This is a genomic window from Pyruvatibacter sp., assembly GCF_040219635.1.
Taxonomy (GTDB): domain Bacteria; phylum Pseudomonadota; class Alphaproteobacteria; order CGMCC-115125; family CGMCC-115125; genus Pyruvatibacter.
The window spans coordinates 367,706-383,092 of the sequence record NZ_JAVJSC010000002.1 but is presented as its reverse complement, the minus strand read 5'-3'; the positions used below and the strand labels follow the sequence as shown (position 1 = coordinate 383,092).

The window sequence follows — 15,387 nt, the reverse complement described above, 5'->3', positions numbered from 1 at the left end:
TTTCCGGCCAAATGCACGGGGGACTTTATGGCAAGGGTCGCCCGTGGCAGTGTTGAAGCTAAACAATAACGCAATAAGCGGGACTGGGGGCAAGAGGTCTATGGCGAATATTCTCGACAAGCCGGTGGTGGACGATGTGTGTGCCAGCGCGCGGTGCAGTCATGATGCGCATGTAGGGCATGACAATGTCGTGCAGGGGCACGATGTGGTGCAGGGGCACAATGCACACCTGCTGGAAAATGACCTGTTTGGCTGTCCGTGTTGCGCACCAGAGATGGGCGAAGTCGGCATACTGTCGCTGCCGTATATGGCTGCTGCGACGAATGCCGCAGCCTGGCGAAACGACAGGCTGGGTGTGCCGCCTGTTGCCGTTGCCAACACCATTTTTGCAAATGCAACGGTCATAACTGCCGATGCGGGTTTCTCTGTTGCCGAAGCTCTGGCGGTGCATGACGGAAAGATTGTCGCTGTAGGGACGCTCGACGATGTGCGCGCGGCCATGCCTGATGATGCAACAGTGGTGGATGCCAGGGGCAAAACCATTCTGCCCGGATTCATCGAACCGCATATGCACTTCTTTATGATTGCCATGCTGGCGGGGCTGGAAGACGTAGGCGCCATTGCGTGCCCCACCGTGGATGCTGTGGTGGAGCGCGTGGGCAAACTTGCTTTGGCCGCCAAGCCCGGAGAATGGGTAATGGCGCGGCAGTTCGACCCGTCGTTGCAAGATGGCCCGGATGCCCTGACGTGCGATCTGCTCGACCCTGCCACCGGCGATGTGCCGTGTGTTGTTTTCAATGCTTCACTGCATATTGCCTACGCCAATTCAGCGGCGCTGAAGATCGCTGGGCTTGATGAGAATACGCCTGACCCCGATGGGGCAGCGTTTGGGCGCAACGCGGATGGGTCGCTCAATGGCGTGTGCCAGGGGGGGGCCGCGTTTAGCCAGGTGGTGTCGCACAACATGACCGCCATGGCGTTGGATGATGTTCCTGCCGCCTGCAAGGCTGTGTGTGAGAAGGCCAACAGTGTTGGCATCACAACGTTCTGCGATCAGGGTGCCGGCAGTTTTCAGGGCAGGGGCGAGGTTGATACCTTCAAGGCGTTTGCCAGGTCCGGCCATATGACGACGCGGCTGCGCTATTCGCTGTTTGGCGCGGTGGCGCATTTGTGGGATCAGCCGGACTTCACTGTGACGTTTGGCGATGGTGATGAATACGCCCGCGCCACCGGCTGGAAGTTTGTGTCTGACGGCTCCAACCAGGGCCGCACCGGGTTACAGCGCGAGCCGTATCTGGGCCGCGACTTTAACGGGCTGGCCTATGTGGAGGCGCAGGAGCTTAAAGAGCAGGTGACGCGCCGTGCGCTTGAGGGCTGGCAGGTTGTGGTTCATGCAAATGGCGACAAGGCGATTGATAATGCACTGGATGCGTTTGAAGCGGCCTACGCGGCGGGTGCGCCACGCGACATGCGCTACCGCATTGAGCATTGCTCGGTGTTGCATGACGAGCAGATCAAGCGGATGGCTGAGTTGGGCCTGTCGCCAAGTTTTCTCATCGGGCATGTGCACTACTGGGGCAAGGCGTTCAGGGATGAGATTTTTGGGGCGGAGAAATCAGACCTGCTTGGGCGGGCGCGCTCGTGCGATGAGGCAGGTATTCCGTGGACGGTGCATTCTGATGAGCCGGTGACGGAAATGGGGCCATTGCGCTGCATTGAAAATGCTGTCACCCGGCGCATGTGGCAGGAGCCTGAAAGTGTGCTCAACCCGGACGAGCGGGTGAGTGTGGAAGATGCGATTGTAGCTCTGACACGCACGGCAGCCTGGCAATGCCACTCAGACCACGAGGTGGGGACGCTTGAAGTGGGCAAGTTCGCTGATTTTGTCATTCTGGAGAAAGACCCGCGCATGGTGCCGGAAGACGAGATTTCCGCTATCCGTGTGCTGGAGACATGGACAGGCGGGCGCAGGGTTTTTGTTGCCTGATGGTGCTATGGGTACTCGTCCTCCCCCTTTTCGGGCATATGCTTTGCCATGACAAAAATCACTGACCTTTTTGTGCGTAACCGCCTTTGGGCGGAACGCATGAAGAGCATAAACCCGGCCTTCTTTTCATCACTTGCCGACCAGCAAAACCCGGAGTTTTTGTGGATAGGCTGCGCGGACAGCCGGGTGCCTGCGAACGAGATCATTGATCTGCGGCCAGGTGGCGTATTTGTTCACCGCAACATTGCCAACGTAGTGGTGCCGTCTGACCTCAACTGCCTGTCGGTTATTCAGTATGCGGTGGAAGTGCTGGGCGTAAAGCACATCATTGTGTGCGGTCACTATGGGTGCGGCGGTGTGCGTGCCTCAATCGACGAAGCGGATCACGGACTGATCGACAACTGGCTTCACCACATCCGGGATGTTCACCGCCTGTATGCCTCTGACTTTACGCCTGACATGAGCGAGGAACAGAAGGTGGACCGGCTGTGCGAACTCAATGTAATTGAGCAGGTGCGCAACGTGGCCAACACAACGATCCTGCGTCACGCCTGGGAGCGCGATAACCCCATTGAGGTTCATGGCTGGGTGTATTCCATCAAGGACGGGATCATACATGATCTGTGCACGCATACTGCTGACGGTCTAAAGGCCCGGTAGCGACGCGCCTGCCACAAATCCTGGTTTGGTGCGTCTGTTTACCTTTTGGATACTATTGGCGCGCAGAGTTTGATTTGCGGTTCATGCTGACCGCTCATCATTGTGCGAGATTCCGATGGCTTTCTGCCAGCTGGCCTATGTAAGCAATGTCGCAGCGCCCTATGCGCCTGATGAACTGTCGGCGCTTGTAGCCTGTGCCCGCCGCAACAATGTGCGGGATGACATTACAGGGCTTTTACTCGCCGGGCGGGGCGGTTTTGTGCAGGTTGTTGAAGGACCACATGCACAGATCCACTCACTGATTGACCGGCTGGAAAGCGACTACCGTCACACCAACATGGTGTTGCTGCAAAAGCGCGACGTTCATTTGCGGGCGTTTGCCGACACGCCGCTGGCTGTGCGTCAGGCGGATGCGGATTCATTGCGGCGGTTGGAGCAGGCGTTGCCGGTGCTGGCATCGGGGCTTTGTTCGCAGCTTACCGCTGAGGCTGTTGGGCTGGTTTACTAGGGGCCTAGTTTGACAGCGGAATGCACGCAGCGCCTGCTGCTTTGAGCGTCTGGCAGATGCCGCGCGCCGTTGCTTCATCCACACCCAGATATTTTGCGCGATACAGCGTGCCGGTTGCGCGTTGCAGCGGCTCAACCCTGAGGGTGGCGTTGGCGAGTTGCGGGGCGGCTTTTGCGGCTGTTGCAAGCTGTGCCTGCGCGGCGGCTTGCGTCGAGAACGCCCCAAGCTGGACACCCCATGTGCCGGGCAATACGCCTGCGGTCTGGATGGGGTCAGTAGCAGGCAGAGCAGGTGTTGGCCCTGCTGCAATGGTGCCCGCCTGAGCGGCGTTGAGTGCAGAGACAATCATCTGATCAGCAGCGGCCGGGGTCTGTGCGTTCCATACCACCGCAATAACGTCGCGGTCGCCGGCCCGGCCTGTTTGCGCGCGGTTGACGGCTGGCTGCACGGGGGTGGTGGCTGGCGTTGCAGAAGCATTTCCCGACAGGGCACTCAAAAAGTTGCGCGGGCCTTCATAGGTTTTGCCTTTCCAGGCAAAGCTGGTGCCGACCAGACCTTTGGCGCGTTCGGGGTAGCTGCGCATCAGCGCAAGCGAAAAACGGATCATGTCACGCGGTGTGGAAAACTGCTGCGGGTGCGGTGCACCGGAGATGTTGGCAAAGCTAGTGTTGGTCAGGCCAAGCTCGCTTGCCTTGGCATTCATTTTTTCAACGAAACGGGCTTCCGAGCCGGCCAGAAACTCTGCCAGCACGGCGGCCGCATCGTTGGCGGAGGCGGCCAGCACGGCGTTAAGCGCATCGCCTGCGCTGATGGTATCGAAGTGGTCGAGGCCCAGTGATGGTATCGGCTGGCGAATTGCCTGGCCGGATACGAAAATATTTGTGTCGGGCTTCACCGTGCCGGCTTCAAACGCCTCGAACATCAGATAGATGGTCATCAGCTTGGGCAGGGCCGGGGCGGGCTGGCGGGTGTCTGCATTATCCGCCACAAGTACATCACCATTGCGCGCGTCCAGCACAACGGCTGATGCGGCAGCATTGGCCGCGCCGCCAGCCGCAAGTGATGTGCTCAGCGTGGCTAAGCCAACTAAAATATATTTTGCCAGAACGTGCATAACCGCCGGTTCCCGGTTGGTGTGTGGTGACACAAGATTTACCCGCTAACCTTACAATCCACTTAAAAAGCTGTCAGTTGGGTGAATTATACCGGCTCGGCATTCCGATAATGCAACATTGGGGCGTGGGAATGGGGCGGTTATGTGATTGGCCCCCATATTTGGCTGCACAGCAGGTGCCTGTAAAACACCTTATTCTGGCAACACTTCCTTTACCCCGTTCAACGAGCATAGGCCTGTACTTCCATTTCGGGGAGAGGCCCCATGCGCATGTATTTTGACATCGGTATTTTGAGCCACGGCTGGTTTGGTCGGCTTGTCGCGTCCCGCGAAGCCATCAACACTGCTTTGGCTGCGGCGCTTTTGTTTGCGCTGGTTGTCGGCATGGCAGGCAAGGCCCACGCAGAAGAAGTTGTCGAAGAACTGGGCTCCTATGATCGCCAGATGCTCACCTCGCTTATTGAAGCGGTGATTGCAGTCGACGAGGGCGACGTGCTGGTGACGGCCGCGTTGCCTGAAGCTGCGACAACCGGCACTGGCCCCAGAAGCATTATTCCTACCCGTCGTCCTGATGTGGTGGCGGGGGCACTTTCCGGTGCGCCTGTTGCTGACCATTCCGATAATTCCCGGGCAGCGGCATCTGTGGTTGATCCCGGATTTGCGTTGCAGCTTGGCTCGTTTGCGTCGGCTGAAAACGCCCAGCGCGGGTTTGAAACCGCCAATGCGCAATATGGTTCCGTTCTCACGGAACATACGCTGTATGTGCAGCCCGTTGATCTTGGCAGCCGCGGCGTATTCCATCGCCTTCGTATTGGTGGCTTTGAAACCCTGCCGCAAGCCTCAACTGCCTGCGCTACGCTTGGGATTGCTGCAGCTGACTGCATGATTGTTTCCGCCACCCAGCTCTAAGCACAGATCCAGGTCTGACACTGTCCTGCTCAGCTTGCCGCATTGCTCTTTATGGGGTTGATGCGGCAAGCTTTTTTGTTTGTGCAAGGGCTGGGGACAATGGCCATGTCTGAAACACCCGATACACTCAAGCGCGCTGTCGGGCCTGTCCTGCTGACACTCTACGGTGTTGGTGTAACGGTGGGCGCGGGCATTTATGTGCTCGTGGGCAAGGTGGCCGGCGAAGCGGGTATGGCGGCGCCGGTTGCGTTTTTGATTGCCGGGATACTGGCCGGTCTGTCTGCGTTGTCGTATTCCGAAATGGCAACGCGGTTTCCCAGGGCCGGGGGCGAGGCGACTTACGTCAATGCCGGCTTTGGTCTGCCGTGGGTGACGTTGGGTGTTGGCCTGCTGGTGGTCTTTACAGGCGTAAGCTCTGCGGCGGCTGTGCTGCTGGGTTTCGTGGGCTATCTCAACGAGCTTGTTGCCGTGCCTACAATCTTCACGCTTGTTGGCGTGGTGGCCGTTCTGGGGGCCATCACGTTCTGGGGGGTTGCCCAGTCACTTGTTGTTGTGGCGCTGACAACACTGCTGGAGATCGGTGGGCTTTTGCTGGTGATTGGAGCGGGGCTTCCCTCATTTGGAAACCTGCCTGCAGCGTTGCCGGAGATGTGGCCGGGGCTGGACGCTATCGTCTGGCTTGCTGTTTTGTCGTCCAGCGTGCTGGCGTTCTTTGCGTTTATCGGCTTTGAGGACATTGTGAACATGGCCGAGGAAGTGCGCGAGCCGGACCGATCAATACCGCGCGCCATTATTGCGACCCTGCTGATAAGCACCGGTCTGTATATCGCGTTGGCCATTGTCTCGGTACTGACCATCGCTCCTGAAGTTCTGGCGCAAAGCGACGCGCCGCTTGCGCTTGTGTTTGGGGCCAGCGGCGGCAATGCGGATATTCTCAGCAGCATCGCCATTCTTGCCGTCGTCAATGGAGCCCTCATTCAGATCATCATGGCCTCGCGCCTGATCTATGGGCTTGCTCGTCTGGGGCGGCTTCCGGCCATTCTGGGCCATGTGAATGCGCGCACGCGGACGCCTGACGTTGCGATACTTGTTGTCATGGCGATTGTGCTGGTCTTTGCCATATCGCTGCCGATCGTTGAACTCGCATCATATGCATCACTGGCGGTGCTGCTGGTGTTCACCAGCGTCAATGTGGCGTTGCTGGTCATGCGCCGCCGACCGGACGATCGGCACGACGGGTTCCGCGTGCCCATAGCCGTGCCCGTTGTCGGTGCGCTGGCAAGCTTTGGCCTCTTTGTTTTTGGCGCAGGCCAGCAGGTTGCGCCGCTGTTTTATTGAGCAGGGGCGGGCGCTATCGGCACGGCTGCGGGTGGTGCTGAGGGCACAATGCCTGCGCGGTGCAAGTCTCTCACTAGTTCGACCGGCACCGGGCCGCCAGCAAGGCGGGCGCGGTAGATCTGTGTGTTTTCAAGAACCCGCTGTACGTAGTTGCGGGTTTCCGAAAACGGGATCTGCTCAACCCAGTCGATGGGGTCTATGCCCGGCGTGCGCGGGTCGCCATAGGTGGCGATCCACTCGTTCACGCGTCCGCCACCGGCATTGTAGGCGGCAATGGTGAGCACGTAAGAACCGCCAAACTCATCCAGCAAATCACCCAGGTGGGTTGTGCCGATCTGTGCGTTGTAGGCGGGGTCTGTCAGCAGGCGGGCGCGGTCGTAGGGCAGACCGTAGGCCTGCGCTGTGCGCTGTGCTGTTGCCGGCATAAGCTGCATCAGTCCGCGTGCACCTGCGTGGCTGACCGCCTGGGGATCAAACTCGCTTTCCTGCCGTGAGATGCCGAACGCCAGGGCGCGCTCCACAGGCGACCCGGCGGACACTACATTCGGCAGCGCGTTTACCGGATAGGCATAGTCCGGTAGCTCGATGCCTATGCGGGATGCAACCTTGGCCGTGCGCACGGCAAGGTTGGGGCGTCCTGCCTGCAACAGCCAGCTTGCCATAGCTTCCAGATCGCCTGCATCGGTGAAGTACCGCGACAGGTGGTAGAAGAACGATGTTACCAGGCGCTCCTCACCCAGCGCGTTCAGCATTTTCATGGCGTTGGCCGCGCTCGACGTTGTGAAGGTCTGAGGTTTCTGGCTCGATGTCGCAATGATGTTGAGAGACGTGTCGCCACCCAAAAGCGACTGGCGGGCCAACTGACCATAAAATGTCGTGTCGTGCTCGGACGCGCGCTGATAGTAAAATGCAGCGTCCTCCATGCGGCCATCCGCCTGGGCAGCGCGACCCGCCCAATAGGCGGCGCGCGCCTGGCTGATGGGGGTCTGCACATTGTTCAGCAGTGTGCGGAAATGGAAATAGGCACTTGTCGGATCATTGAGAAACCGTAGCGCCAGCCAGCCTGACAACCATTCACCTTCGGCAAAATCAACGCCAGCCGACATGCCGTGGCCGCGAACCAGATTGTAGGCGGTCTGATAGTCGCGCTCCTTGATGAGCCTGCGGGCGTGCAAATGCCGTTCACGCCAGAACTCGTCCGGGCGCACCATTTCATCGGCTGTTGTGGGGGCGCGCAAAATCAGCGGTACGGCGTCGTCCGGGGCACCGTTACGGCGGCGCCAGCGGGCGCGCTCGAACAGTAACCCGGGGTTGTCGGCAAGGCTGGCGGGCACGGCATTCACCGCGGCGTCCACGCCTGCGCTGCGGTTGATGAGGCGGATGCGTGCTTCTGCCAGAGCGGCTTGTTCAGCCCCTACCAGTGATGCCATCTGGCGGGCGTCGGTTGCGTCATTGTCCCACAACAGGCGGTCAAGGCGGCTGATATGGTCTTCGCGCCTGAGGACGGATGCATACTGGCGTACAATCTGGGCTTCGCGGGTGCTTTCAAAATCGTGTTCAATCCAGCCGGCGCGGATCATGTCAGCGCCGCGTTGTGCGTCACCGGCGGCAATCAACGTGTCGCCAAACCGTATTTTGCCTTCGCCGGTGATCGGCGGGTTCATGTCGAACCAGGATAGGATTGCTCCGTTGTCGCGCGTTTCGTCTAGCAGGGCCTGTTCAGCGCGGCGCTCCAGCCGGTCACGGCGGGGCCAGTCCTGATTGGCATTGAGAAACGACACGATCTCGGCGTGGCTGTTGCCGGCATTCTTGTCCTGAAGCTCCAGCCAGCGGATGATTTTTCGGGCGGTCTCATCGCGAATGCGGGCCGCGCTGGTGTTGGCGGCTGTCCAGTTTCCGGCCTGCGCATCGGCCAGAGCGGCCTGCACGAGCGCATAGTCGGACTGGGTAAGGTTAAGACCGGGCAGCGGCACCGTTGCGCCCGGATCAATGGCAGGCGGTGTCGGGCGGGCGGAGGGCACAGCAGGGGTTTGCGACTGGGCAAAGGAAATGGAAGCCGTGGCGGGCAGCAAAAGCACTGAGGCAAGTATCGCGAGGCTAAGGGTCGTCATAGGGCGGGGGGAACGCAGAACTGGGAACAACGCCATCTCTCCGGATCAGGGGGGATCACCAGTATAGACCTGAAATATGTCCGACGCTTGATGGAAATGCCGGGTTCGTAATGAATTGTATCCTGCCATTTATGCAACTGCTGCAAGGCGTCCCTGCGTGAACTAACGTTGCGGTAGCCGGTGGGTTCACATAATGTCCGCGCCCTTGGTGCAACAACGCCGAATACGGCCTGCACCTTCAATTTTTTGCGCTGCTGTCACTCAGGAACAAGTTCGATGTTCAAAGGTTCAATCGTCGCCCTTATCACGCCCTTTGACGGTGAGGCCGTGGACGAAAAAGCGCTGCGGGGCCTTGTGGATTGGCATGTGGAGCAAGGCACCCACGGCATTGTGCCCTGTGGCACCACCGGCGAAAGCCCGACGCTGACCCATGATGAACACATGCGGGTGACGGAGATTGTTGTGGAGCAGGCGGCAGGCCGCATTCCCATCATGGCGGGTGCCGGCTCAAACTCCACGGTGGAGGCCATCGAGTTTACCCGCCACGCCAAACAGGTGGGGGCGGACGGGGTGCTTGTGGTTACGCCCTATTACAACAAGCCGTCGCAGGAGGGCATGTACCAGCACTTCATGGCGGTGGCGGATGCCGCTGACATTCCGCTGTTCATTTACAATATCCCGCCGCGCAGCGTTGTTGATATGAGCGTCGAGACGATGGCGCGGCTGGCGAAGCACCCCAACATTGTGGGCGTGAAAGACGCCACCGCTGAGATTGACCGGGTGTTGCACACCCGTGCCGCCATCGGCCCTGATTTCATTCAGCTTTCCGGCGAGGACGGCACCGCGCTGGCGTTCAACGCCATGGGCGGTGTGGGCTGCATTTCGGTGACGGCCAATGTGGCTCCGGCGGCGTGCGCCGAGTTTCAAAATGCGTGTCTGGCCAAAGACTACGACCGCGCGCTGGCGATGCAGGACCGGCTGATCGGGGTGCATCAGGCGATGTTCTGCGAGACAAGTCCCGCGCCGGTAAAGTATGGCGTGAGTCTGCTGGGGCTGGCCGCCAACAGTGTGCGTCTGCCGTTGGTGGCAGCATCTGCGGCGGGCGAAGACCGTGTGCGCAAGGCAATGTCAGACGCAGGTCTGCTCAACAGCTAGAGGCTGTAAGGAAACGCACAATGGCACAGGCAAAAAAAGGGGCAGCGGGGCAGTACAAGATTGCTGCTGAAAACCGCAAGGCTCGCCATGCCTATGAGATTGGCGACACGTTGGAAACCGGCATTGCGCTTCAGGGAACCGAGGTAAAGGCCCTGCGGTCAGGCAAGGGCAACATTGGCGAGAGTTATGCGTCCATCGAGAATGGCGAATTGTACCTCATCAATAGCTATATCCCTGCCTACGAGGCCGCCAGCCGCTTCAACCATGCACCACGCCGGCCGCGCAAGCTGCTGGTTCATGCGCGTGAACTGTCCAAACTTTTCAACGCCGTGCAGCGCGACGGCATGACGCTGGTGCCGCTCAAGGTTTATTTCAACGAGCGTGGGCGCGCCAAGCTGGAACTCGCGGTGGCGCGTGGCCGCAAGGCGCACGACAAGCGCCAGGCCGACAAGAAGCGCGACTGGCAGCGCGACAAGGCGCGGATCATGCGCGAGCGCGGCTAGGTACTGCTCATATCGTCCGTGATCTGACGGAAAACATCTTCAAACATCTGCGTAGTCAGACGTCCGGTGTTCGTGTTGTAGCGAGAGCAGTGGTAGCTGTCATACAGGGTCACATCACCAAGGGCGTGTCGGCTGCCGTGCCCGAACGGGTGGTCTGCAAGTCTGTAGCCACCCATGCGCAGCACGCTTTCGTGAGCGACACGGCCCAGCGCCAGCATATGCGTGAGGTTCGGCAGAGCCTCTATGCGGCCCTCAAGGAACGCGCGGCAGGTGTTAATCTCAAGCGGTGTTGGTTTGTTTTGCGGCGGCACACACCGCACGGCATTGGTAATCATGGTGTTGTGCAGGGTCAGGCCGTCGTCAGGGCGGGCAGCATAAGTGCCCTTGCTCAGGCCAAACTTTTCAAGCGTCGCATACAGCAGGTCGCCCGCGTAGTCGCCGGTGAAGGGGCGCGCCGTCTTGTTGGCCCCCTGAAGGCCCGGCGCGAGACCGACGATGAGCAGGCGTGCCTTCTCATCGCCAAATGACCTGACGGGTCCGTTATGCCACTCAGGGTGGGCGGCGCGGTTGGCTTTATGGAACGCTACCAGGCGTGGGCAATGTGGGCAGGAGTAGTCAGGCTCCGGCGCAGGCGTGATGTCGGGAACGGACTTTGATCTGGTCATGCGGGATCATAGTCGTGTTCCCTCTCGTCGTCATACTCATAGGCATCATCATTGTCGTCGTCTTCATCGTCGCGGTCATCGTGCTGGTTACTGGCACCAGTGTTGCGGCCGATGAGGGCTTGCAGTGACTGAAGTTCAATGAAGCGGTCGGCCTGACGGCGCAGGTCATCGGCAATCATCGATGGTTGTGAACGGATGGTGGAAATGACGGTGACGCGAACGCCCTTGCGCTGGACGGCGGCCACCAGTGCGCGAAAATCGCCGTCGCCCGAAAACAGCACCATATGGTCGATGTGGTCGGCCAGCTCCATGGCATCGACGGCAATCTCGATGTCCATGTTGCCTTTGGTTCGGCGGCGGCCCTGCGCGTCGGTAAACTCCTTGGTGGGTTTTGTGACCATCGCGTAGCCGTTGTAATCAAGCCAATCGACAAGCGGGCGCAACGGCGAGTAGTCAGCTTCCTCGTTGAGGGCGGTGTAATAGAAGGCGCGGATCATGCGCCCCTGTTGGGAGAACGCATTCAGCAGGCGCTTGTAGTCGATGTCGAAATCAAGCGCCTTGGTGGCTGCATAAAGATTTGCACCGTCTATAAACAATGCAAAACGCTCGGACGGGTGAATATCGATTCCGGTGGCCATCGGGTGTCTATCCAAAACAAACAAAAATGCATATGTCGGCTCCAGATCAGCCGCGCTGTATAGGTCGGGAGATAGGGCGTTTGCCGTGAATGCAAAGGGAGACCAGGAAAGGTGATGGCCGACCGGATTTTTATCGGCTTTGGCGGCAATCTGGCCGGGCCTGCGGGCAGTCCGCGCCAGAGCATTGCTGCCGCTGCGCGCTTGCTTGGGCTGCGTGGCATTCATCTGGTGGCACAATCTGCGCTGTATGAAAGTGAGCCGTGGGGGGGCATTCGCCAGCCGAGGTTTGTGAATGGTGTCTGGGAAGCGCGCTCGCGGCGCAGTCCACAGCAGGTTCTGGGCATCTTGCTGGACGTTGAAAAGCAGCTTGGGCGTCGCCGCCGCGTGCGGTGGGGCGCGCGGGTCATTGACCTTGATCTGCTGGCGTACGGGTATGTCTCGGGTCAGTGGCAAGCGCCGGTGGCCCTGCAATTGCCCCATCCCGCTATCGCTCAGAGGGCGTTTGTGTTGCGTCCCTTTGCTGATCTCGCGGCGGGCTTTCAACCTGGTGGGCCAGGGGCACCGAATATCGGGCAAATGGCTGCCGGACTGCCGGTTTTTGCTCGCGCCGCAACGCGCCGGATCGTGGCGACACAGGGCTGAAACACTTGCTTTTGTGCAGTGCAAGGAGTACCTAGAGCTTACCGAATAACCAATGCCTCGTCGTCGTGGGCAGCATTTGCTGTTCACGCGGGAGGTTTTTGCGTCTCTCAGGCCTCGCGGATATCCGCTTGAATTGTCTGGGAAACCGCGCAAAACCGTCTTTCAGGAGTTGCCCCCAATGGCCCGCGTTACCGTTGAAGACTGCATCGACAAAGTCCCAAATCGTTTCGAGCTGGTGCTGCTGTCGGCCCGCCGGGCCCGTGCCATGTCGTCGGGCGCGGCGCTGACCATTGACCGCGACAACGACAAGAACCCCGTTGTGGCACTTCGTGAAATTGCCGAGGAAACGGTTGACTGCCAGGAGCTGCGCGAGGACGTGATTGCGGGCCTTCAGCGCCACGCCATGAGCGAAGACTTTGACGCAGATGGCGCCGAGGACGGTGACGTGGCCGTTCCGCTGCAACTTGGTATGGAATCCCGTGCGGATGACATGCCCGCCGGTGACAGCTTTGGTAGCCGCGACATGAGTGATGAAGACCTGCTGCGCGCCCTGCATGATGCCGGCGAGAAGACAGCAGAACGTCCTGCAGGCAGCGATGAGGAATACCCGGACCTCTAGGCCCAAAAAGCCACCGGCAAAAAGCCGGACGATTGAGCCTGGCGCAGACCCTGTTCAGGGGGGCGCCAGTGCCGGTGCCTTGGGTAATTCTCCGGCTCGCGGGGTGCCGCCATTGCCATCATCTGGCGGTCAGGCTGCGGTTCCTCCAAACACTGACTCTTCAACCGACGTATCCGCCTCTGTTCGGGTTGCGGACATAAATCAGCCTGTTCTGCCGGTAGCGAAAAAGCCGCGCGAGCGGCGCAGGATGATCCGCCAGTATGATCTGGTTGAGCGGGTCAAATCCTACTATCCCGCCGTCGACGAATCTCTTTTGAACCGTGCGTATGTTTACGCGATGAAGATGCACGGGTCGCAGAAACGCGCATCGGGGGATCCGTATTTTTCGCATCCGCTTGAAGTGGCCGGCATCCTGACGGACCTCAAGCTGGACCCGGCCACCATTGTGACTGCGCTGCTGCATGACACGATTGAGGATACCGAAGCCACTCATGAGGAAATCGCCAGGCTGTTTGGCGAGGAGATTGCGCAGCTTGTGGATGGTGTCACCAAGCTGACGCGGCTTGAACTTACCAACGAAGATTCCAAGCAGGCTGAAAACTTCCGCAAGCTCATTCTGGCGGTTGCCAAGGATGTGCGGGTGTTGCTGGTGAAGCTGGCAGACCGGCTGCACAACATGCGCACGCTGGAGCACATCAGGAAACCTGAATCACGCCGCCGCATCGCGCAGGAAACCATGGACCTCTATGCGCCATTGGCGGGTCGCATGGGTATGCAGGGGTTCCGCGATCAGCTTGAGGATCTGGCGTTTGCGGAGCTTAACCCCGAAGCGCGCGATGCGGTGAAATCGCGCCTTGACCTCAAGCAGGAAAAAAGCCGCGATCTTGTGGTGCGTATTGCCGACGAGATCAAGCGCCGTCTGGCGGCTGTCGGTATCGAGGCCTGGGTATCAGGCCGCACCAAGACGGCATACTCGATCTGGAAGAAGATGGAGCGCAAGTCGATTGCGCTTGAACAACTTTCCGACATCTATGGCTTTCGCGTGGTGGTGGACAGCGTTGACGACTGCTACCGCGCGCTGGGCATCCTGCATGGTGCGTGGCCAATGGTGCCGGGTCGGTTCAAGGATTATATTTCAACGCCCAAGGGCAATAACTACCGCTCGATCCACACCACCGTTGTGGGGCCTGAACGCGAGCGTGTGGAAATGCAGATCCGCACGCTTGAAATGCACGAGGTGGATGAGTTCGGCGTGGCCGCACACTGGTTCTACAAGGACTATGTGGAGAACGGTTCTAAGAAATCGGTCAGCGCATCCGACGAGTTGGTTGCTCCGTTCCGCTGGCTGCGCGAAGTGGTGGAAATGCTTGAGCATGACGCCACGTCGGAGGAGTTTCTGGAGCACACCAAACTTGAGATGTTTCAGGATCAGGTGTTTTGCTTCACGCCCAAGGGTCGCCTGATTGCCCTGCCGCGCGGCGCGACGCCGATTGATTTTGCCTATGCGGTGCATACTGACATTGGCGACCGGTGTGTTGGTGCGATGGTGAACGGGCGGCATATGGCGCTGCGATCTGAACTGCAAAACGGTGATGAGGTCGAGATCATGGCGACCGGACAGCAGGTGCCGCCGCTGAGTTGGGATGACATTGTCGTCACCGGCAAAGCCCGTGCAGCTATCCGCGCACACAGACGGCGCGCCGAGCGCGAGCAGTATGTGCGGTTGGGGCGCGGCATTGTCGAAGCCTCGCTGCGCACGGAAGGCCTGCCGGTGGATGAGGCTGCGCTCGAAGTTGTGGTGCATGATCTGCCGGCGTCAACGCTTGAAAGCCTGTTTGAGCAGGTGGGCCGTGCGACGCTCAATGTCGAGACGGTGGTGCGGGCCATGCTTGTGCATTTCACACCGGAGAAAAAATCACGACGCCCGAAAATCAAAGGGGCAAAGGTTGCAGCCGGCTCTGAGCGCGCGCGCGAGGACGGTACGCTGCCGCGCGGCCGCCCTGACGCCATTCCCATTACGGGGGCGGGTGTGGGCACCAGCGTCACGCTGTCGCCGGTATCCTTGCCGATACCCGGTGACCGGATTGTCGGCATCATGCAGCCTGGCAAGGGCGTTGAGGTTTATCGTATCGATAGTCCGGCGCTGGCCGCCTACGACGACGATCTTGATTGCTGGATCGCGGTTAAATGGGACATCGACGCCGATGAGCACCGGCAGTTTCCCGCCCGTATCGCGCTTGTGTTGGCCAACGCGCCCGGCGTGCTGGGTGAGGTGGCAACCGTTGCAGGCAAGCACGGCGCAAACATCGAAAACCTGACAACCACCGACCGCAAGCCGGATGTGTATGAGATGACAGTCGATATTGGTGTTGAAAGCGCCCAGCATCTTGAGCGCTTGCTGACCGGGCTGCGCGGCCTCAAGAGCGTGTCGTCGGCAAAGCGGGTCTATGGCTGACCCCGTTTTCATTTTGGGGCGAGTTTGCTATTGAGCAGCCCATGACAGACTCACAGAACATTCGAAACTCGATTGATGTTGAA

The 15,387-nt window shown here is 59.7% G+C and carries 14 protein-coding genes; 10 read left to right on the top strand and 4 right to left on the bottom strand.

The genetic code is table 11. The features are described from left to right. Positions 1 to 100: 100 nt before the first annotated feature. The 3 genes from RIB87_RS02915 to RIB87_RS02905 all read left to right on the top strand — a co-directional run bounded on the left by RIB87_RS02915 (position 101) and on the right by RIB87_RS02905 (position 3,155). A complete protein-coding gene (locus RIB87_RS02915) occupies positions 101 to 1,987 on the top strand; it encodes an amidohydrolase (protein ID WP_350143313.1) in 1,887 nt (628 codons plus the stop codon). Between the two features lie 48 nt (positions 1,988 to 2,035). Next, on the top strand, positions 2,036 to 2,647 hold the full coding sequence (gene can / locus RIB87_RS02910) for a carbonate dehydratase (RefSeq protein WP_350143311.1): 612 nt from the start codon (positions 2,036 to 2,038) through the stop codon (positions 2,645 to 2,647). Positions 2,648 to 2,762: 115 nt separating this feature from the next. Then, complete coding sequence (locus tag RIB87_RS02905) at positions 2,763 to 3,155, top strand: BLUF domain-containing protein (protein ID WP_350143309.1); 393 nt, start codon at positions 2,763 to 2,765, stop codon at positions 3,153 to 3,155. Positions 3,156 to 3,159: 4 nt separating this feature from the next. Here RIB87_RS02905 and RIB87_RS02900 read toward each other — a convergent pair whose 3' ends face one another. Next, complete coding sequence (locus RIB87_RS02900; RefSeq protein WP_350143307.1) at positions 3,160 to 4,269, bottom strand: D-alanyl-D-alanine carboxypeptidase family protein; 1,110 nt, start codon at positions 4,267 to 4,269, stop codon at positions 3,160 to 3,162. Positions 4,270 to 4,533: 264 nt separating this feature from the next. On the opposite strand from RIB87_RS02900, the gene RIB87_RS02895 reads away from it, so the two are divergent. Then, a complete protein-coding gene (locus RIB87_RS02895; protein ID WP_350143305.1) occupies positions 4,534 to 5,178 on the top strand; it encodes an SPOR domain-containing protein in 645 nt (214 codons plus the stop codon). 105 nt (positions 5,179 to 5,283) lie between these two features. Then, positions 5,284 to 6,516, top strand: coding sequence for an APC family permease (locus tag RIB87_RS02890; RefSeq protein ID WP_350143303.1), 1,233 nt, complete (start codon positions 5,284 to 5,286; stop codon positions 6,514 to 6,516). On the opposite strand, the gene RIB87_RS02885 is transcribed toward RIB87_RS02890, so the two are convergent. Then, positions 6,510 to 8,627, bottom strand: a complete 2,118-nt coding sequence (locus tag RIB87_RS02885) for a lytic transglycosylase domain-containing protein (RefSeq protein WP_350143301.1) — start codon at positions 8,625 to 8,627, stop codon at positions 6,510 to 6,512. The two genes, RIB87_RS02890 and RIB87_RS02885, sit on opposite strands and share 7 nt — an antisense overlap. A 276-nt stretch (positions 8,628 to 8,903) precedes the next feature. On the opposite strand from RIB87_RS02885, the gene dapA reads away from it, so the two are divergent. Together dapA and smpB are read left to right on the top strand one after the other, a co-directional pair. Further along, positions 8,904 to 9,782, top strand: coding sequence for a 4-hydroxy-tetrahydrodipicolinate synthase (gene dapA / locus RIB87_RS02880; RefSeq protein ID WP_350143299.1), 879 nt, complete (start codon positions 8,904 to 8,906; stop codon positions 9,780 to 9,782). A gap of 20 nt (positions 9,783 to 9,802) precedes the next feature. Then, complete coding sequence (smpB, locus tag RIB87_RS02875) at positions 9,803 to 10,285, top strand: SsrA-binding protein SmpB (protein WP_350143297.1); 483 nt, start codon at positions 9,803 to 9,805, stop codon at positions 10,283 to 10,285. Here the strand turns inward: smpB and RIB87_RS02870 are convergent. Next, positions 10,282 to 10,950 carry a uracil-DNA glycosylase gene (locus RIB87_RS02870; RefSeq protein ID WP_350143295.1) on the bottom strand — a complete coding sequence of 223 codons (669 nt, stop codon included), beginning with the start codon at positions 10,948 to 10,950 and terminating at the stop codon, positions 10,282 to 10,284. The genes smpB and RIB87_RS02870 overlap by 4 nt on opposite strands. Next, on the bottom strand, positions 10,947 to 11,588 hold the full coding sequence (locus RIB87_RS02865) for a LabA-like NYN domain-containing protein (RefSeq protein ID WP_350143293.1): 642 nt from the start codon (positions 11,586 to 11,588) through the stop codon (positions 10,947 to 10,949). The genes RIB87_RS02870 and RIB87_RS02865 overlap by 4 nt, the downstream gene beginning before the upstream one ends. Positions 11,589 to 11,702: 114 nt before the next feature. Here RIB87_RS02865 and folK point away from each other — a divergent pair, with 114 nt between their 5' ends. From folK to RIB87_RS02850, 3 genes are all read left to right on the top strand, one after another. Next, positions 11,703 to 12,230: a 2-amino-4-hydroxy-6-hydroxymethyldihydropteridine diphosphokinase gene (gene folK / locus RIB87_RS02860; RefSeq protein ID WP_350143291.1), complete on the top strand. Its 528-nt coding sequence runs from the start codon at positions 11,703 to 11,705 to the stop codon at positions 12,228 to 12,230. A 178-nt stretch (positions 12,231 to 12,408) separates the two neighbouring features. Beyond that, the gene (gene rpoZ / locus RIB87_RS02855) at positions 12,409 to 12,849 is read left to right on the top strand and encodes a DNA-directed RNA polymerase subunit omega (protein ID WP_350143289.1); all 441 of its coding nucleotides are present in this window, start codon (positions 12,409 to 12,411) and stop codon (positions 12,847 to 12,849) included. 247 nt (positions 12,850 to 13,096) lie between these two features. Further along, a complete protein-coding gene (locus RIB87_RS02850; protein ID WP_350143287.1) occupies positions 13,097 to 15,304 on the top strand; it encodes a RelA/SpoT family protein in 2,208 nt (735 codons plus the stop codon). Positions 15,305 to 15,387 lie beyond the last annotated feature (83 nt).